The sequence below is a fragment of the Nocardiopsis oceani genome, from assembly GCF_054777395.1.
Map to the genome: position 1 here is coordinate 1 of NZ_BAAHAR010000046.1, position 18,350 is coordinate 18,350.

Sequence of the window (18,350 nt, forward strand, 5' to 3'; positions counted from 1 at the left end):
CCAGCGCGGCGAGCTCCTCGTAGGAGGGCGCGGTCTGGTCGGAGGAGGTCACGGGTTCATCGTTGCAGCCCAGGGGTCCCTCTCGCAGGCGAACCGATCAACTCACCCAAAGACCTGAACAGTCACGTGGCCTTGAGCCTGATGCGAAGGAGGGGGTGGAGCTCCTAGCGCAGCGGCTTGCTGATGCGGCTTCTGTCAAGCATCTGGGTGAACCAAGGGTTGAGGATTCAGGGATTTCCCGAGTCCTGGATCATGCCGAAGGGCGAATTATGGTCTGGTACCAAGAGCATAGGAGGATGTGTGTTGTTCTGATTCTCAGGGTTCAATTCTGGCCGATTGAGAATGACAGTTAGCAGTCAAGGCAGTTCATTGTGCAAGCTCTTCCACTGCTCGGCCGATCTCGAAGACGCCCCTTTCCTCGAAGGGCTTACCGACAATCTGCATTCCCACCGGGAAACCCGACGCCGAACCGGCGGGCACACACAGGACCGGACAGCGGTTGGCTATGTTGAACGGCACGGTCATGTGCGCCTCCCAGTAGTGCTCCAGCTTGCGGTCCACCCCGTCGGGCTGGTCAGTGACCGTCAACCCGTCCAAGTACTCCCCGTCCGCCTCCAGGGCCCGGACCGCGGAGGCCGGGGTCAACAGCGCGTCGACGCCCTGGAGTGCGGCTGACAGCTCCGTCTGGATTCGGTGCTCCGCCGCTATGGTGTCGAACAGGGTGCGGCGCTCGGCGTGCTCACGGGCCACCCGGATAAAGCGGAGCGTGTACTCCTCCGCGGTGTGCTCCCGACCGGCGAGGAGACTGCTCATCCCTTCCGCCAGCAGGTGGCCGAAATGCGCCATGCTGATGTCGCGGATCTGGTCTGTCGTCCAGGGAAGGTCGACGTCGACGATGTCCGCGCCGGCGGCCTCGAGGGAGCTGACAACGTGGTCGACCTGTTCTCGCACGCCGCGTTCGACCGGGTAGTTGCCCAGGGTGGGGGAGTAGGCCAATCGGCGGTCCCGTACAGCGGAGAGTGCCTGTTCTCCGGTCAGTGCCCCGATCTCCGCGGACGGCAGAGTGCTGTGGTCGGAGGAGTGCTGCCCCCGGATGACGTCGGTCAGCAGGGCGGTGTCGGCCACGCTTCTCGCCATGGCGCCGTCACCGCGGTACCAGTCCGCGGCCAGCGGCCCGGCACCCGGAACCGTCCCGTAGGGCCCCTTGTACCCGACATTGCCGGTGAAGGCGGCGGGGATGCGGGTCGATCCCGCGATGTCGGAAGCGGTCGCCAGGGGCGTCATACCGGCCGCCAGGGCCGCTGCCGCACCGCCGGAGGATCCACCGGGTGACAGCTGGCGGTCCCACGGGTTGCGGGTCACGCCCCAGATCTTGGAATGGGTCACGGTCGCACAGGAGAACTCCGGCGACGTCGTCCTGCCGTGGATGATTCCACCGGATCGGCGGATGCGCGCGACGATGGGGTGGTCGTCCTCGGCCACGGCGTCCGCGTAAGCGAGCATTCCCTGGCTGAGGGAGCGGCCCTTCAGCGCGTGCTTCTCCTTGGTGGCGACGGGCAGGCCCATGAGCGGAAGAGCGTGGCCTGCCGGACCACCGGAGGCGCCGGTCTCCCCGCCACGGGCATAGAAGTCGTCCGCGGCGCGCGCCTGATGACGGGCTTGGTCGTCCAACACCTCCATGAAGGCATTGAGCGGCAAATCGTGGCGGGAGTCCGCGGAAATGCGCTCCAACAGGATGTCCAGGTACTCGCTGGGTGCCAGCTCCTTGGCGCGAAACAGCTGCAGCACCTCGGTCGCGGGAAGTGCGGCGAGTTTTTCGTCGGCTGAAACCGGAGGCTCAACCGGCACCTGAGTATCTTCTCCACCGAACCCGTCATTCATGCGGCAGCCGACCCCCGGGTTCCGTCCGGGACAGGTCACCGGTCACCATGCGCGCGGTGACGTTGGTCAGTACCCGGAGCCCGGTGACCAGGTCAGCGTCGTCGGTGAATTCGCGTTCACAGTGCGACACCCCGTCGACGGACGGCACGAAGAGCATCACCGTCGGTGTCACCCGGTTCAACGCCACCGAGTCATGTCCCGCCAGGGTGGCAAGCACCGCGGATTCCTCGCCCTCCTGCCGGGCCGCCTTCTGCCCCAGGTCCACCGCGTCCCGCGGGAACTGCTGGACCGGCCGGATGTCGAAGTCCTCGGCGTCGATCGTCACGTTCCGCCTGCCCGCAAGGCGCTCCATGCGGTCGAGCAGCAGTGCACGGGCCTTGGTGACGTCGGCCTTCTCGTCGGCGCGGATATCCACCACCAGGTCGACCTGGCGCGGTACCACGATGGGTGAGTTCGGTTCGACGTCGAACTTGCCGACCGAGGTCACGATGCTCTCCGGTGTGAATTCGTCGACGAGCTCCTCCACCATGATGACCACGTGTGACGCCGTCACGAGGGCGTCCCTGCGGTCGGACATCAGGGTGGCACCGGTGTGCGACTGCTCCCCGGTGACCCGGACCAGCAGTTTCTGGGTGTGCCAACTGCGGTCCACGACGCCGATGGGGATCCCGGCCCGCTCCAGCCGCCGGCCCTGCTCGATGTGCACCTCCGCGTAGCCTGCCAGCGGCAGGTCCACGGCGCCCCCGCGCCGGTGCGTCTCCGCCAACGCCTCAGAGACAGTCACCCCGGCCGGATCCACGGTTCGCAGCGCGGTCTCGAGGTCCAGCAGTCCCACGAACACCGAGCTTCCCATGATCGAGGGCGGGAAGCGCGCCCCTTCCTCGTTGAACCAGTCGACGACCGCGATGTTGGCCCGGGGCGCCAGGCGTTCGTCCTTCACGGCCCGGTCGAGGGCGTCGGCCGCGTGCAGCGCCGCGACGACGCCGTAGGTCCCGTCGAAGCGGCCTCCCCGCGGCTGGCTGTCCAGGTGCGAGCCGACCAGCACGTACGGCGCCCCGGGGACCCATTCCTTGGTCGCGAAGATATTGCCGATCCCGTCGGTCAGGACACGGAACCCCCGCGCGACGGCTTGCTCCTCGAACCAGTCCCGTACCGCGCCGTGGGGTGCGGTGGCCGCCTGGCGGTCGATTCCGCCGTTCTCCGTCGCGCCGTAGCGCGTGGTGTGGTGGAAGTCGGCGAGGAACCCGTCGGGGTCCAAACCGAAGAGGTCGTGGCTGGTGGGGTTGTTGGTCACGTTGCCTCGATCCGTCATGGGTGGTCGCTCCGCTGGTCCGGCTTCTCACTGGGTTCAAGTGTGTCCGGGTCGTCCTTGGACTCCCATTCCTCGCGGTCGAAGTCCCGCTTTCTGGCGAGCACCTTCCGGAGGATCTTCTCGTCGCGGGGCTTCGTGAACAGGCTGACGGCAACGAAGGTGATGATGTTCAGCAGCAGGGACAGGAGTCCGCCGCCGCCCTCGGAGAACGGCCCGGGTGCCCACTCGGGGAGCGCGGTGAACAGCACCAGCGTGGCGACACCGACGATCAGGCCCGCGGTGGCGCCCACGACGCTGGAACGCCTCCAGAACAGGGCCCCGACCGTCGGAACGACGACCTGTGCGAGGCCCGCGAAGGCCACCAAGCCGATGGTGACGAGCAGACCCGGGATGTAGAGCGCCATCACGTAGGCCAGGGCGGAGAAGCCGAGGATGGCCCAGCGCCCGACCCAGACCCGTTTCCGTTCCGGAAGGTCCTTCTGGATGTAGCGCTCGTGGAAGTCGACCGTGTAGCTGGCCGCCATCGCGTGCACCTGGGAGTTGGCGGTGGACATGGCGGCGCCCGCACCTGCGGCGATGACGAGGAGGGCGAGGATGAGCGGCGCGTGGTCCAGGAGCACCGTCGGGAGGACGTGGTCGGGATCGTCGACGTCGGGGTCGAGCAGCACGGCGGAGTTCCCGATCAGCATCGAACCGATGTAGGCGAAGGCCATGAGGCCCACGAGGAACGGCATCAGGTCGAAGATGCGCGCGCTCTTCGTGGCGTACATCCGGGTCCACATCTGCGGCCCCATCAGCGCGCCGATCGGGGTGATGAGGAACATGGCCACCCACGTCATCCACACACCGTCGCCCAGGACGAGGTGCTCCGGCTGAACCTGTTCGATCTCGTCGAACATCGTGCCCATGCCGCCGACTTCCCCGACGACGAAGACCCCGCGGCGATGAGGCCGAGGAAGATCGCCACACCGTAGAACACGTCGGTCCAGGCGATCGCCCGGACCCCGCCCGCCCAGACGTAGACGATGATGACCAGGTAGAAGAGCAGCGCGCCGAGCCAGAACGGGATCACGCCGTTGGAGGCCACCTCCATGAGGTAGGCGCCGCCGGTGAGCTGGATCTGCAGGTGGGGGAGGGTGAAGACCAGCAGGATGACCGCGATGAACGTGCCCAAGTGCTTGGAGCCGTACAGGCCGACGAAGAAGTCCCGCGGTGTGACGTAGTTTCCGCGTTTGCCGTGGAACCAGACGCGTTTGCCGATCCAGTAGAACATGACGCCGAAGAGGACGTTCCACACCAGGGCCGTCCAGTACAGCGGACCTTCGGTATAGAAGCTCGCGTTGGATCCGAGGAAGGCGAAGGCGCTCCACCAGGTCGCGGTGACGGTGAAGAACACCGCGAACGAACCCATGGACCGCCCCTGGACGAAGTAGTCGTCCGCAGTGGCCGTGGATTTCCGTGACGCCAGCGTGCCGATGATGAGGGGGACCACCAGGAAGCCTGCGATCACCAGCACGCCCAACACGTTCTGTGTGGTCATGGCTTCGGACCCTCCTCACCGGAGTCGGGAGAGTCCTGCTCCTCGAGTTCCTCGGGTCGGGGGCAGGCCCCAGCGGACCTTGTACGCCACGAAGAGCACAGCGCAGAGGGCGGCCCAGATGACCATGTTGAACCCGTAGATGAACGGCATTCCGAGGATTCTGGGTTCGGTCACGTCGTGGTAGAAGAGGATTCCGGGGAACTGCAGAACAGCCAGACCGATGATGATCAGGCTCCACAGGGTGATCGTGACGGGTGTCGGTGTTTTCCTCTTCCTGGTCATGGGCGCGCCTTTCGGTGGGATGCAGATCCAGGATTGTGCCGGGCCGAGGTGCAGAATTCATCAGCGGAGCCGAGAGGGTGATCGAGAAAGCTGCATGGGCCCGTCGGAATATCATGTTCTGCCCGCATCGGCCCCGGAGGTCACCCGTGCCGTGCCGGTGCTACAACTCCGCCCAGGAGGATGGAGGGGGCGGAGCAAGTGTGACGCCATGCTCCCCGACCAGCGGGGGAGGTCACCCTAGCAGGATGTTAGCGGCTTCTGTCCTTCTCTTACGCACTGCAAGGACACGGGTGAACGCGGCTGTGGCAGGGCAGCGAGGGAAATTCGGTGGCGGCTGGAGCAGGAGCTAGGGAGACTAGCGGGCATGGTTTCGATATTGCAGAACGTGGCGGTTGACTGTGCGGATGCCTACGAGCTGGCTCGGTTCTGGAGCAGGGTGACGGGCCGTCCCCTGTATCCGGAGGTCGAGCCGGGTGACTGGGAGACTGAGGTGCTGCTGGCGGAGGGTCCGGTGCTGCACTTCAACCGGGTGCCCGAGACCAAGGAAATCAAGAACCGGATCCATCTGTGTCTGCGCCCTGAGACCTCGCGTGAGCAGGAAGTGGAACGGCTGCTGGGGATCGGTGCCGCCTTTGTCGCCGATTGCCGAAATCCCGATGGCTCCGGATGGGTGGTCCTGGCCGACCCCGAAGGCAACGAATTCTGCGTTCTTCGCAGCGAGTCCGACCGGGCCGCTATGGATTCCTGAAACTCACGCATTATTCCTGCCAGTCCCGTATGGCATACGGCCACCACCGCCGACATCGGTCGCACCGCCAGAGAGTGGCAGTCCACCGGTGCCCCGGTGCGCCCCGATCCCGCCAACGCGCGGGTCTACGCCGAGCGCTTGGACACCTACCGGTTGCTGGCCGAGCGCCTGCGCCCGGTGTTCGGTTGACCGGTGCGCACTGACCCGACCGAAGGGGCAGTCCCCGGGGTGGGGAGAAGCCTCCGACGATGAGCGGTGCTTGATAAGTTACAATACTGTATTGTAAAATCCCAAGTATGGTGCACAACGCTTCCCAGCCCGGCCGCCCTCGGAGTTCGGAGGCCGACCGATCCATCCTCGAGGCCGCTTCGGACCTGATGATCGAGTACGGCATCGCCGGGGTCAGCATCGATCGGGTCGCCAGGCGCGCGGGGGTCACCCGCCCGACCGTCTACCGGCGCTACTCCGGCAAGACGGAACTACTCATCGCGGCGATCCACCGGGCTTTCCGGTACCAACCGGAAGAGCTTCCCGAGCCCCGCGACATCGAAGAGATGCTCCGATGGTGGGCCCATGCGATCGAGGGGCCGGAGAACGCACGCACACGCCAACTGGTGGTGCGCCTCATGTTCGCGATCCGCGACCACCCGGAGTTCGTCGAGACGTTCCACAAGCTCAGCACCGAGCCGCGCAACGCGATGATCCGCTCGGTCCTGAAGCGGGAGAAGGAACACGGACGGTTCCCCGACGACACCGACCTGGAGATCGTCCGCCAGATCCTCACCGGGGCCGTCGCACTCCACCTGACCACCCACCCCGAAGGCAGCACGGTTCGCCAGGCCGAGCAGCACTTCCTGGCCGTGCTGCGTGAGACGCGGTTCCGCCCGCGGGGCCGCGAGCCCCAAGTGCGTGACCGGCCGACCACCGACACCTGAGGCCTCAGCCGCGGTCTTACCGAAAGGAACCGCCATGCCACACGCCACGAGTCCCCGTATCCCGCCACTCGCGCTCGACGAGATGGACGCCGAACAGCGCCGCCTCGCGAGGCTGGGAGCCGACACCGTCATTCAGGTGCTGGCCCGTACGCCGGAGCTGATGCAGGCCTCCTCCGCCCTCGGCGGTTTTCTGCTGGCCCAGGGTAAGTTGCCCGCGCGCCTCCGAGAGCTGGTGATCCTCCGGGTCGCCCTGCGGTGCGACGCTCCCTACGAGTGGGCCAACCACCTTCCCGCCGCGTTGGGCGCGGGCGCCAGCGAAGCCGAGGTCGACGCCCTCTCCGACTCCGCGGCGCGCTGGGCTCCGGCCGATGACGCAGTACTGCGCGCCGTCGACGAGATCTGCGACGACGTGTTCGTCTCCGACAGGACGTGGGCCGACCTGTCCGCCACCCACGATGATCCCGAGGTCATCGAACTGCTGTTCCTGGTCGGCTATTACCGGATGATGGCGGGTTTCCTCAACTCCGCCGGTGTGGCGGTGAAAGCCGACCAGCCCGGTCTGGGTGAGCGGGCAGAAACGACGCGCCCGCCGATCGCGCACGAGGTGCCCGCCGCACACGTCAACAGTGGCAAGACCGGTCCGGACGGGACCTGGAACATCACCTTCGCCCACCCGGCGGGGAACAGGGAACTCGTCCTCACCCTCGACACCACGGGAGGTACCGTGGCCGGCTCCATCCTCGACAACCAGGTGGGGGTCACCGTTCCGATTACGGGCGGCACCGTCGAAGGCAACCAACTCACCTGTACGGCCGAGCTGACCGAGCCGGCACGGGTGGAGATCAGTGTCCAGGGAATGATCGACGGCGACACCGTCACGGGCTCGGTCACCGCTGCCGGTTTGACCTTCTCGTTCTCCGGTACCCGGGCCGCCTGACCGACTGGTGGAAACATGTGACAAGCACTCCCACCGAATGGCCTGTGTCCGACCGATCCGTGCGAGCCCCCGGCCCTCCCCGGGGGGAGTTCACCCGGCGGCTGGAACGGCGGAGCCGTAGCCGACGGAGAACTTCCGGTTGGCCAGACTCGGGTTCTTGGCCCGGACCTCCTTGACGCGCTCCGGGTGCAGGACCGCGGACACCACACCGGGGCTCTCACCGGCGGAGGCCACAAGGTGGCCCATCGGGTCGATGACGGCGCTCCGGCCGGTGCAGGTGGGCCCGGTCTGGCCGCTGGCCAGGACGTAGACGGTGTTCTCGATCGCCCGGGCACGGGTGAGCGTCGTCCAGTGGTCCTCCTTGGCGGGCCCCACGGCCCACGCCGCCGGGACGATCAGCGCCTGCGCGCCGGCGTCGACCAGGAAGCGGGCCATCTCGGGGAAGCGGACGTCGTAGCAGGTCATGACCCCGAAGGTGACCCCGCCCAGGGTGAACGTCACCGCCTCCGGGGTGTGTGCCCTGATCCGGTCCGACTCCCGGTAACCGAAGGCGTCGTAGAGGTGGACCTTGTGGTAGGCGCCCTGGAGGGAGCCGTGCGGGTCGACGACGAAGACGGTGTTCGAAGGCCGCCCCCCGGCAGCGCCCTGGGCCTCCGTCATGCCGACGACGACCGTGATGCCGCTCGCTCTGGCCTGTCGTGCGATCGCTGTCGCGAAGGGACCGTCGATGCTCTCCGCCGCTCCTTCGGCGTCGGCGTCGATGTCGGGATCGGACCACATCGCGTTCTCGGGTAGCACGACCAGGGATGACCCCTGCTGAGCGGCCTGCTCGATCAGGTCGGTGGCCGCGCTGATGTTGGCTGCCTTGTCCGTGGTCGCGTTGAACTGTCCGACGGTGACGATCATGACGATTCTCCCGGTGGGTTGGCTGGCTTCAGCGCAGGGCTCTCTTGAGCCCGAGAAGGCGCTCGATGAGGACGACGAAGACGATGGAGATACAGATGACGACCACGGAGATCGCGGCGATCTGGGGGTCCGTCCGCTGCTCCACGTACCGGAAGATCTCCACCGGCAGCGTGGTCGCCTCCGGACCCACGACGAACAGCGCGATCACCGCCTCGTCGAAGGAGATGATGAAGGCGATCGCCGCTCCCGCGAGGATCCCCGGCGCGGCCAAGGGGAGCGTGATCCTGCGGAAGGTCGTCCACGAGTCCGCTCCCAGGACCCTGGCCGCCTCCTCACACGACATGTCCGCTGAGGAGAGCGCGATCATCGTGGTCCGGATGACGTAGGGGATCGTGATGGCTAGGTGGGCGATCACCAGCCCCGGATAGCTCCCGGTGAGGCCGAACGGCGTCAGCGCGAGGAGGAGCGCCAGGCCCAGGACGACCGTCGGAACCAGGAGTGGTGCCAGGAAGAGGCCGGAGACCAGGTTGTTCCCGCGGAACCGGTGGCGCGCCAGCGCGAGTGACGCGGGTACCCCGATCAGGGTCGCGACCAGCGCGGTGCAAGCGCCCACGATGAGGCTGACCTGCAGCCCCCGCATGAAGTTCTGGTTGTCCGCCAGCGCCGCGTACCACTCGAGCGTGAACCCCTCCGGTGGGAACCCGAGATAGGTCTGGGTGTCGAAGGAGATGACGAAGACGACGATCACCGGCGCGAGGAGGAACAGGTACAGCAGGAAGATGACCGCTCGCCACACGGTGCGGGGGATCCACAGGGGAACCCGCCGGGGCCTCGGTGGGACGGCTCGTTCTCTGGGGCGATCGGGTGTGATCGCGGTATCCGACATGTGTCTTCACCTGCTCCCTCAGTGCTCGAAGCGCCGGACTACGCGAAGGTAGATGCTGGTCAGCAGCGAGAACACCGCCAGAAGGATCATGGACATGGCCGCCGCCATCGGCCAGTTGAGCGTCTGCATGGCGTGGGAGTAGATCTCGGTCGCCAGCACGAAGACCCGTCCTCCGCCCATGAGCGAGGGTGTGACGAACGAGCTGATGGCCAGCACGAAAACCAGGAGCCCGGCGGTGAGGACCGCGGGCAGCGACAGCGGGAACGTGATCCGCCAGAAGGTCTGCCAGCGGTTCGCTCCGAGAGACCCGGCAGCCTGCTCCAGGTCCACGGAGATACTGCCGAAGCCCGCGACCATGACCAGGATGGCGTAGGGCATCAGGATCTCCACCAGCGCGATCACCACACCCGTGAAGTTGTTCGACAGTTGCAGGTGCGTATTCGTCAGGCCGGTTCCCAGAAGGAACTGGTTCACCACCCCGTCGTTGCCCAGGAGCACCATCCACCCGTAGGTCCGGACCACCTGACTGGTCAGCAGGGGCGCGACGGCCAGGGCCAGCAGCAGCCCGCGGAACCTCGACGGTGTCCTGACCAGGAACAGGGCCACGGGATAGGCGAGGACCAGGGTCAGCACGGTGACGAGGACACCCATGTACAGGGTGTTGAACGTGACCTGCCACGTGAAGCTGTCGGTCAGCGCGGCGACATAGGTATCCAGGGTGACGGTCTCGACGATGGCCCCGGCCGCCCCGCCCTCGTTCAGGGACATGCGGGCCACCCACAGCAGCGGGATGACGAAGGAGATCGCCAGACCGAACAGTCCGGGCAGGAGCAGCACCAACGGCACGGAGGCGCGCGGGCGGGCGCGCCTTGGGCGCACATCCTCGATGGTGTCGGCGAGCGCCATGACCGGCTCCTCAGGTCGTGATATCGAGTTTGGCGAGCAGGGCGTCCGCGGCGGACAGGGCCGGGAGCTTCTCCCCGGCGTGGATGCGGCGCAGGAGTTCCGGCTCATTCGCGTCCGAGGACCTGGCGGCGTCGAGCACGGACCGCAGCTGCTCCGGATCGGCGATGATGAGACCGTTGTCGTCGCCGATGACGATGTCACCGGGGCGCACGGCGACGCCGCCGCAGGAGACGGGTACGTTGATGCCCCCCGCGTTGATGCCGTGCAGTTTGGTGGTCAGCACGGAGGTGCCCTTCGCGTAGACCTTGAGCTTGGTCTCGGCGAGCGCCTCGCGGTCGGTGCAGACGCCGTCGACGACCACGCCGTGCGCTCCCGACGCGCTCACGGCGTTGCCCACCACCCCGCCGACCGGCGCGTGCAGCTCGTCCCCGCCGGTGTCCACCACCATCACGTCTCCCGGACCCAGCAGCGAGGTCGCCTTGTGCACGAGCGTCGAGTCCGTGGCGGTGATGCGCACGGTGACGGCGCGCCCCACGAGCATCCCGCTGCCGGCTTGCCGGGAGATCCGGGAGTCACAGAAGCCCTCCTCCAGGAAGTGGCCCAGCGTGGGCGGATCGATGTCTGCTACGGCCTCCGCCAGACCTGTCGGTAGCTTAGGGGCGGAGGTATTGATGACGATGGGCACGGTGCATGTTCCTTTCGTGTGGCACTTGCGCCGAGAACGGTTCTCGCGCAGGATTCGCGGGTGCGGAGGTCTGAGCGTTCCCAGGCCGGACTGTGTCCGGGGAGCTGTTCCGGTACCGGACACGCTGATCCGGACACGCCGGTAATGCGGGCCCGGCGCCCCGGCCGGGGGCGTCAGTGGTTGACGGCCGCTCCGAGGCCCAGGGAGGCGTCGTCGGCCGCCTCGCCGAGGATCAGTGCGTCGAGCGGGTCCCACACGACGTCCACCTCGGCGCCGGTCGCGAAGGTGCTCCCGCCGGTCCCGGTCAGGGACTCGGCAGTGATCTCCCGGTCGCCGACGGCGATGGTGTAGGAGAGGATCTCGCCCCGGTAGGAGCGGTCGGTGACCCGTCCGCGCAGGTGGCTGCCCTCTCCCGAGGCCGGTTCGGAGGTCGCGGTCACGTGGTGCGGGCGTACGAGCACGGTGACGCTCTGACCGGGCGTGAGTCCCGACACCCGGGGGTGCGTGGCCTGAACGGACCCCACACCGGGCACGTCCACGGTGGCGGTCTGCGAGGCCCGCTCGGTGATCTTTCCGGTCAGCAGGTTGGCCCGGCCGATGAAGTCGGCGACGAAGCGGTTGGCGGGCCGCTCGTAGATCTGCTCGGGCGAACCCACCTGCTCGACCTTGCCCTCGCTCATCACGGCGATCACGTCGGCCATCGAGAGTGCCTCGTCCTGGTCGTGCGTGACGAACACGGTGGTCACGCCCAACCGGTGGACGATCGAGCGGATCTCGCTGCGCATCGCGTCCCGGAGCTTGGCGTCCAGGTTCGACAGCGGCTCGTCCAGCAGTAGCGCCGCCGGTTCGACGACCAGGGCACGGGCGAGGGCGACGCGCTGCTGCTGCCCGCCGGAGAGCTCCCTGACCCGGCGGTTGCCGAGGTGTCCGAGCTGCACCATGTCCAAGGCGTTCCGCACGCGCTCCAAGCGCTCCGGTTTGGGAATCTTGCGCATCTCCAACCCGAAGGCCACGTTGCGGGAGACGTCCAGGTGCGGGAACAGGGCGTAGGACTGAAAGACCATGCCCATGCCCCGGCGGTGGACCGGCACCTCGGTGACGTCGGCGCCGTTGACCTCGACCCGGCCGCTCGTGGCCTGGATGAGCCCGGCGATCATCCGGAGCATGGTGGTCTTGCCGCATCCGGAGGGACCGAGCAGGGCGAGCAGCTTGCCCTGCTCCAGGGAGAGGGACACGTTGTCGACCGCGGGGACCGACTGCCCGGGGTAGGTCTTGGTCAGGTCTGCCAGGCGCAGGTGGTCCGCGCGCTGTTCGCGGGTGTCACCGTTGGTCGATGGACCCATCTCAGCCTCCGAGGATTTCGCGGCGCCACACTTCGGTCCACTCTTCGTTGTGCTCGGCGATGTAGTTCCAGTCCACCTCGATCGCCCGCTCCACGCGCTCGGGTGTCTCGGCCGTACGCTCCGCCACTTCCTCGGACAGCTGGACCTCTTCGTTGGTCGGCGCGTAGTACATGGCCTCGCTGAACGACTGCTGTGCCTCGGGGCTCAGGGCGTAGTCGATGAAGGTCTGTGCCGCCAAGGGCGAGTCCGACTCACTCACCAGGTTGATGGAGTTGGTCTGGGCGAGGCTGCCCTCTTCGGGCGTGACGACGCCCAGGTTCGAGTCCGGCTCCTCGGAGAAGTACTGGCCGCGCGCGTTCCAACCGATGCCGATGCTCCCCGTGCCGTCGTTGACCATGGTGTAGGCGTCCGGGCTCGGGGTCCACGACTGCACGGCTGGCGCGAGTTCGGCCAGCCGGGAGATACCGGGGTCGATGGTCTCCTGGTAGTCGGCGCCCTCGAGTTCGCTGAGGAGCACCATGAGGCCGATGCCCTGCAGGTCCGGGGCCGCCTCGATGACCACGTCGCCGCTGTACTCCTCGTTCCAGAGTTCGTCCCAGGAGGTCGGCTCCTGGTCGAGCTCCTCCTGGTTGTAGATGAGCACGAGGTTGTCGTTGGTGACCGGCGGGCCGAAGTTCCCCTCGATCTCCGATTCGGACTCTCCGATGTCCTCCATGTTGGGGACCAGCTCGGGGTCGAGCTCCTCGAAGACCCCCTCGTTGTTCGCGGTGTTGGCGATGGAGATGTCGAAGATGGCGACGTCGTTGGTGGGGTTGGACTGTTCGCTGCGCAGCGTGCCGAGCATTTCCGCGGCCGAGGCGCCGGGCACGTAGTCCACCTCGATGTCGGGGTACTCCTCCATGAAGGGCTCGATGACGGCCTCGGTGTAGTTGTCCTCCACAACGCCCGAGTAGCCCAGGACGGTGATCTGGCCGCTGGTGCTGGAGTCCTCGACCTCCTCCTGCGTTCCGCACGAGGAGAGGATCAGTACTGACAGGCTCGCCGTCGCCGCGCAGGCGTACGGCAAGGACGGCGTTCGCTTCTTGTGCATGACGAATGGATTCCTTTGATCCCTACCCGTCGAAGGGCAGATCGCGCGAGAGTTGGCTGCTGCTCGTCGGGAGCGTGGAGAGTCCGTCCAGGTGGAGGCTGATCTGGCGTTCGTAGGACGTGCGGATGTGGTGGCGCACGGCCTGCTCGGTCCTCTCCGGGTCGCCCGCGTAGAGCGCGTTGATCAGGTCCTCGTGGTGCTGGGCGACGGTCGCCAGGCCGCTGCGCTCGTGGGCGACGTACCAGAGGCGCAGGGAACTGCAGTTGAGCCGGTCGACGGCCTCGGTGAGGAACTTGTTGTTGGATCCCCGGGTGATGGCGATGTGCAGGGCGTGGTCGGCTTCGATGCTTTCGTACACGTCGCCCTCTTCCGTCGCGCGCTGCAACTCCTCGAAGCGCTCCTTGACCATCCGGTGCTGATCGGGTGTGGCACGTGAGGCGGCCAGCACCGCTGCCGGTACCTCCATGACCATGCGGGATTCGTAGAGCCTGTGGACGTCTTCGAGGGACAGGCTGCTGACGTAGGGCGTCCGGTGGGCGGGCCAGCGGATGAACTGCTCCTGAGCGAGGCGCTTGAGTGATTCCCGGATCGGTGTGCGCCCGACCTCGATGATCGCGACGAACTCGGATTCCTCGATGGGCTGGCCAGCCGGAACCTTCCCGGTGACGATCATCTGTCGAAGTACCCGGTAGGCGTAGTCCGCCTTGGTCCTCGAACCACCCGCCATGCCGTCCTGCCTCTACGCCTCGATGTACTCTGAATATATTGAGTGTGTATCGACACCCTGATGTGTGTCAACAGTCACATCGTGGGATTTGGGGGTGTCCGAGTCCCATTGGTGGACAGTGCGGGAGCTTCGAAGCCCGTGGGCCTAGGCTTGCGGGCGTACGGACAGCGCTGACAAGGAGTACTGGATGCCCCCCACGAATCCCTCCGCCGACCGCGAGATCGATACCGAGGTCCCCCACTCCGCGCGGGTGTGGAACTACTGGCTTGGCGGCAAGGACAACTATCCGGCCGACCGAGCGGTGGGGGACCAGGTCAAAGAGGTCTTCCCCGGCATCGTCGAGATCGCCCGCCTCCAGCGGGCCTTCCTGGGGCGCGCCATCACCCACCTCGCGGGGGAGGCGGGCATCCGGCAGTTCCTCGACGTCGGCACGGGCCTGCCCACCGCCGACAACACGCACGAGGTGGCCCAGCGGGTGGCGCCCGACGCGCGCGTGGTGTACGTGGACAACGACCCCTTGGTGCTCACGCACGCGCGCGCTCTGCTGACCAGTACCTCTGAGGGCGTGACCGACTACGTGGACGCCGACCTCCGCGACCCTCAGCGGGTGCTGGCGGAGGCCCGGCGGACACTGGACTTCGGTCGGCCGGTGGCGCTGATCTTGATGGGGATCCTGGGGCACCTGCCCGACCACGAGTCCGCGCGCCGGATCGTCACCGAGTTCATGGCCGCGCTGCCGTCCGGCAGTTATCTCGTGCTGGCCGACGGCACCGACACCGACGAGTCCTCCGTCGAAGCGCACCGGCAGTACAACGAGAATGCTCCGCTGCCCCACAACCTGCGTGCCCCGGAGGAGATCCGGGCGTTCTTCGACGGTCTGGAGCCGGTCGAGCCGGGCATCGTGGCCTGCACCCGCTGGCGCCCGGAGCCCGTGGACGTGGGCGCTGTCCGCGACATCGCCGAGCTGTGCGCGGTGGCCCGCAAGCCATAGCCCCGTCATCCGGGAGGCTCATCGGTCAACTTCACCCGAGCCCTAAAGGGCCAGGCTTGGAGGTAACGCCCAACTGGCTGCTGGGTTGGCTCCGCCGTCCAGGCACACCGCTATGGGGTGCCAGAGGCGCGTGACTCACGCCCCGCGTCCCTCACGCTCTCGCCTCGGCGGGCGATCACCTGGGAAGCGTTCCGGTCTGCGTGGGCAACGACCCCGCACCCCCGGCAGATAAAACGGGCCTGGTCGACCCGGTTGGCCTTCTCGATGTGGTGGCACTGGGCGCATTCCTGGCTGGTGTACGCCGGATCGACGTACACCAGCCGAACGCCGGCGCGACGGGCCTTGTACTCAAGGAACCGGCCGAGCTGGGCGAAGGCCTAGGAGTGGAGCGTGACCCGTTGGGGCTTCTTCAGCCGTACCCTCTGCCGGATGCCGCCCAGGTCTTCCAGGGCAACACCCTTCGAGGTGCGTTCTGCCTCGGTCACGATCTTCTTCGAGACGATGTGGTTGACGTTCGCGGCGTGCCGCGCCTCTTTGCGGGCGCGGGCTTTCAGGCGCCGCTTCGCGCTCTTGGTCCGCTTCTTCTGGAGCTTGGCCCGTAGGTCGAGCTGCCGCTTGCGGTGCCGGTTCAGGCCGCGCCCGGCGGCCCGGTAGCCGGTGGACGTGGTGGCGATGTTCGCGATCCCAAGGTCCACGCCGATAAAGCCATCCGGCTCGTAGGGCTCGGCTTCGGGAACCTCGCAGGTGGCAATCAGAAGCCACATACCGTCACGGTGGACGAGGTCAGACTCGCCCTTGCGGTACTCGGCGAGGATCTTGCGGGCCTGCTCGGAGCAGGAGAACCGCACGCCCCGGATGCGCCCGGATGTGGTCCACATACTGACGGTCTGTTCGTCCACCTGCCAGGAGAGGCACCGGTCGTCATACGGTTGGGCCGCGTGCGGGCGGAAGGCGATCGGTTTCGCCTCGACCTTCCTACGCCGCTTCGAGCCCGGCTTGCCGAGGTTTCCGGCCCGGATGTTCGCCTTGAGCGTCGAGTACGCGTCGGCGACCTTGCGCAGCACATGCAGCGCGGGCTGAGCCGACAGGCCCCGCTCTTTCAGGTCGCGGTAGGCCAAGCCCTGCAACGCCTTGCGGGAGAACTCGCCTCGCTCATGTGCTTGTCCGGACAACCAGTTCGCGGCCTCGTTCGCCGTGTACAGGGTGCGCTCAAGAGCCGACGCCACCTCGGGTGTCGGCATCAAGCGAACCTGCACGACGATCTTCATACGAGCACTTTAGCATCGTGTCCATGTCACCTCGATGGGAACCAAACCCTGATATTCGCAGGGGTCGTAGCGTCGTCTTCACCCTCCATGCGCATCTTGTCTTCGTCCCGAAGTCCCGGCGCGGAGTCTTCACCGACGAGATCCTGACCCGCTGCGAGGAGATCATGAGACAGGTGTGCGCCAAGGCGAACGTGGAGCTGCGCGAGTTCAACGGCGAGCGCGATCACGTCCACCTGCTCATCGATTACCCGCCGCAGGTCAAGCTGTCGACGCTGGTCGGCTCGCTCAAGGGCGTCTCCGCCCACTACCTGCGCAAGGAGTACGCCGACCACATCAAGCGGTACCTGTGGGGCGGACACTTCTGGTCCCCCTCCTACTTCGCTGCGTCGGCAGGTGGCGCACCAATCGCCGTGGTGAAGGAGTACATCGAGAACCAGAAGCGCCCCGGCTGAGATCAACAGTGCAGACCCGTTCTTCGGTACGGGTCACCCCTATCCAGAGAAGCTATTCCTCCCGAGCCCTGAAGGGCCGGGATTCCTGGCTAGATCACGTTGAAAGAGTTGACCTCAACTAATGTTTAGGTCACATGCTGGTGGGCCACCCGGCACACAGCACCGGTGCCGGACGACCACGTCTCGGACGGAGCACACCATGACACGGCAAGACACGATCCTGGTCACCGGAGCCACCGGCAACGTCGGCCGCCACCTCGTCCCCGAGCTGCACGCGAGCGGCGCCCGGGTCCGCGTCCTCACCCGCACCCCCGAGACCGCGAACGCACCCGCCGGGGTTGAGGTCTTCGGCGGTGACCTCTCCGCACCCGAAACCCTCCAGCCCGCTCTCGAGGGCGTGGACACCGTCTTCCTCCTCTGGCCCTGGTACTCCGCCGACGGCGCCGACGAGGCCGTGAAGGCCATCGCCCGGCACGCGCGGCGCGTCGTCTACTTCTCCTCCCTCTCGGTCACCGACGACGCCACCCCCGAGGAGAACGGCGTGTGGGGCCAGATCGAGGCACTGATCCAGGCCTCCGGCCTGGAATGGACCTTCCTGCGCGTGGGCGGACTCGCCGCCAACGCCTTCCAGTGGGCCGACCAGATTCGCTTGGACGGCGTGGTCCGGGCCCCCTACGGCCGAGCCGGACGCACCCTGATCCACGAACGGGACGTCGGGGAGGTGGCAGCGCGGGTCCTGACCGAGCGGGGACACCTCGGCGCCGCCTACGATCTCACCGGGCCCGAGGCCCTCACCCAGGCCGAACAGGTGCGCGTGATCGGGGAGGCGGTCGGACGCCCGGTACGCTGGGAGGAGCAGCCGGTGGCGGAGGCCCGGGCGGAGACCCTCGCTGCCATCGGGGACGAGGCCTTCGTCGACGTGGCACTGCGCTACTGGGAGACCCTGGTCGAGACCCCCGAACCGGTCCGGCCGGGGGTCCGGCAGGTGACCGGAAACCCGGGGCGCACCTTCCGTGCATGGGTGGACAACCACGTGGACGACTTCCGCCCCCTCACGACCGCGCAGCTCGCCTACCGCTACAAGGCAGCCTTCGAAGGCGAGGCGGAGATCGGGGACGCCCTGCGCCTCATGGCGCCGGAGATGGTGCGGGTGGCACCGCTCGAGACCGGCGGCGCACCCGTCGAGGTGCGCGGGACCGACGACATCCTGGCCAACGCCGAGAGGCTGGGGGCGGACTACGAGTTCCACGCCGTGCACATCGAGGGCCCGTTCCTGGCCGAGAACCAGTTCGCCCTGCGCTTCACCTTCGACGAGACCCACCTGCCGACCGGTGTGCGCGGCACGACCACCAAGATCAGCCTCCTCACCGTGCGGGACGGCAGCCTCGTGCGCGAGGAGGTGCACTACTTCGACGAACCGCAGGCCACGTGAGGGTCACTGTCCGCTGCCATGCGGGAGTA

Annotated in this window: 18 protein-coding genes and 1 pseudogene; 6 read left to right on the top strand and 13 right to left on the bottom strand. The window is 67.1% G+C overall.

Translation table 11 applies throughout. The annotated features are described in order from the left end of the window. Positions 1 to 366: 366 nt before the first annotated feature. The 5 genes from ACYVDG_RS25095 to ACYVDG_RS25115 are packed head-to-tail and all read right to left on the bottom strand — an operon-like array spanning position 367 to position 5,015. Positions 367 to 1,848, bottom strand: a complete 1,482-nt coding sequence (locus tag ACYVDG_RS25095; RefSeq protein WP_460758493.1) for an amidase — start codon at positions 1,846 to 1,848, stop codon at positions 367 to 369. Positions 1,849 to 1,873: 25 nt separating this feature from the next. After that, positions 1,874 to 3,193 carry a M20 family metallo-hydrolase gene (locus ACYVDG_RS25100; RefSeq protein ID WP_460758496.1) on the bottom strand — a complete coding sequence of 440 codons (1,320 nt, stop codon included), beginning with the start codon at positions 3,191 to 3,193 and terminating at the stop codon, positions 1,874 to 1,876. Next, positions 3,190 to 4,101 (bottom strand): sodium:solute symporter family protein, encoded by a 912-nt coding sequence (locus ACYVDG_RS25105; protein ID WP_460758500.1) that lies wholly within the window; start codon positions 4,099 to 4,101, stop codon positions 3,190 to 3,192. Before ACYVDG_RS25105 ends, ACYVDG_RS25100 begins: the two co-directional genes overlap by 4 nt. Further along, positions 4,029 to 4,733, bottom strand: coding sequence for a sodium:solute symporter family transporter (locus ACYVDG_RS25110; RefSeq protein WP_460758503.1), 705 nt, complete (start codon positions 4,731 to 4,733; stop codon positions 4,029 to 4,031). Before ACYVDG_RS25110 ends, ACYVDG_RS25105 begins: the two co-directional genes overlap by 73 nt. A gap of 15 nt (positions 4,734 to 4,748) precedes the next feature. Beyond that, positions 4,749 to 5,015 carry a hypothetical protein gene (locus ACYVDG_RS25115; protein ID WP_460758507.1) on the bottom strand — a complete coding sequence of 89 codons (267 nt, stop codon included), beginning with the start codon at positions 5,013 to 5,015 and terminating at the stop codon, positions 4,749 to 4,751. A 364-nt stretch (positions 5,016 to 5,379) separates the two neighbouring features. Here ACYVDG_RS25115 and ACYVDG_RS25120 point away from each other — a divergent pair, with 364 nt between their 5' ends. From ACYVDG_RS25120 to ACYVDG_RS25130, 3 genes are all read left to right on the top strand, one after another. Then, positions 5,380 to 5,763 (top strand): VOC family protein, encoded by a 384-nt coding sequence (locus ACYVDG_RS25120; RefSeq protein WP_460758512.1) that lies wholly within the window; start codon positions 5,380 to 5,382, stop codon positions 5,761 to 5,763. 296 nt (positions 5,764 to 6,059) lie between these two features. Further along, positions 6,060 to 6,698: a TetR/AcrR family transcriptional regulator gene (locus tag ACYVDG_RS25125; RefSeq protein ID WP_460758515.1), complete on the top strand. Its 639-nt coding sequence runs from the start codon at positions 6,060 to 6,062 to the stop codon at positions 6,696 to 6,698. Between the two features lie 34 nt (positions 6,699 to 6,732). After that, positions 6,733 to 7,635: a carboxymuconolactone decarboxylase family protein gene (locus tag ACYVDG_RS25130; RefSeq protein WP_460758520.1), complete on the top strand. Its 903-nt coding sequence runs from the start codon at positions 6,733 to 6,735 to the stop codon at positions 7,633 to 7,635. A gap of 90 nt (positions 7,636 to 7,725) precedes the next feature. On the opposite strand, the gene ACYVDG_RS25135 is transcribed toward ACYVDG_RS25130, so the two are convergent. The 7 genes from ACYVDG_RS25135 to ACYVDG_RS25165 form a co-directional block, all read right to left on the bottom strand. After that, a complete protein-coding gene (locus tag ACYVDG_RS25135; protein WP_460758523.1) occupies positions 7,726 to 8,541 on the bottom strand; it encodes a carbon-nitrogen hydrolase family protein in 816 nt (271 codons plus the stop codon). 28 nt (positions 8,542 to 8,569) lie between these two features. Then, positions 8,570 to 9,337: an ABC transporter permease gene (locus tag ACYVDG_RS25140; RefSeq protein ID WP_460758526.1), complete on the bottom strand. Its 768-nt coding sequence runs from the start codon at positions 9,335 to 9,337 to the stop codon at positions 8,570 to 8,572. 108 nt (positions 9,338 to 9,445) lie between these two features. Continuing rightward, positions 9,446 to 10,333, bottom strand: coding sequence for an ABC transporter permease (locus ACYVDG_RS25145; RefSeq protein ID WP_460758529.1), 888 nt, complete (start codon positions 10,331 to 10,333; stop codon positions 9,446 to 9,448). A 10-nt stretch (positions 10,334 to 10,343) separates the two neighbouring features. After that, on the bottom strand, positions 10,344 to 11,018 hold the full coding sequence (locus ACYVDG_RS25150) for an RraA family protein (RefSeq protein WP_460758532.1): 675 nt from the start codon (positions 11,016 to 11,018) through the stop codon (positions 10,344 to 10,346). A gap of 173 nt (positions 11,019 to 11,191) precedes the next feature. Further along, the gene (locus ACYVDG_RS25155; RefSeq protein ID WP_460758535.1) at positions 11,192 to 12,361 is read right to left on the bottom strand and encodes an ABC transporter ATP-binding protein; all 1,170 of its coding nucleotides are present in this window, start codon (positions 12,359 to 12,361) and stop codon (positions 11,192 to 11,194) included. A gap of 1 nt (position 12,362) precedes the next feature. After that, positions 12,363 to 13,451: an ABC transporter substrate-binding protein gene (locus tag ACYVDG_RS25160; protein WP_460758537.1), complete on the bottom strand. Its 1,089-nt coding sequence runs from the start codon at positions 13,449 to 13,451 to the stop codon at positions 12,363 to 12,365. A 22-nt stretch (positions 13,452 to 13,473) separates the two neighbouring features. Continuing rightward, positions 13,474 to 14,178, bottom strand: coding sequence for a GntR family transcriptional regulator (locus ACYVDG_RS25165; protein WP_460758539.1), 705 nt, complete (start codon positions 14,176 to 14,178; stop codon positions 13,474 to 13,476). Between the two features lie 187 nt (positions 14,179 to 14,365). On the opposite strand from ACYVDG_RS25165, the gene ACYVDG_RS25170 reads away from it, so the two are divergent. Next, complete coding sequence (locus ACYVDG_RS25170; protein ID WP_460758541.1) at positions 14,366 to 15,169, top strand: SAM-dependent methyltransferase; 804 nt, start codon at positions 14,366 to 14,368, stop codon at positions 15,167 to 15,169. A 110-nt stretch (positions 15,170 to 15,279) separates the two neighbouring features. On the opposite strand, the pseudogene ACYVDG_RS25175 reads toward ACYVDG_RS25170, so the two are convergent. After that, a pseudogene (locus ACYVDG_RS25175) lies at positions 15,280 to 16,437 on the bottom strand (RNA-guided endonuclease InsQ/TnpB family protein). Positions 16,438 to 16,460: 23 nt separating this feature from the next. Between ACYVDG_RS25175 and tnpA the strand changes: the two are divergent. Continuing rightward, the gene (tnpA, locus tag ACYVDG_RS25180; protein ID WP_460758543.1) at positions 16,461 to 16,889 is read left to right on the top strand and encodes an IS200/IS605 family transposase; all 429 of its coding nucleotides are present in this window, start codon (positions 16,461 to 16,463) and stop codon (positions 16,887 to 16,889) included. Positions 16,890 to 17,088: 199 nt separating this feature from the next. Beyond that, entirely contained in the window at positions 17,089 to 18,321 is a 1,233-nt protein-coding gene (locus ACYVDG_RS25185; protein ID WP_460758545.1) for an NAD(P)H-binding protein, read from the top strand. Positions 18,322 to 18,350 lie beyond the last annotated feature (29 nt).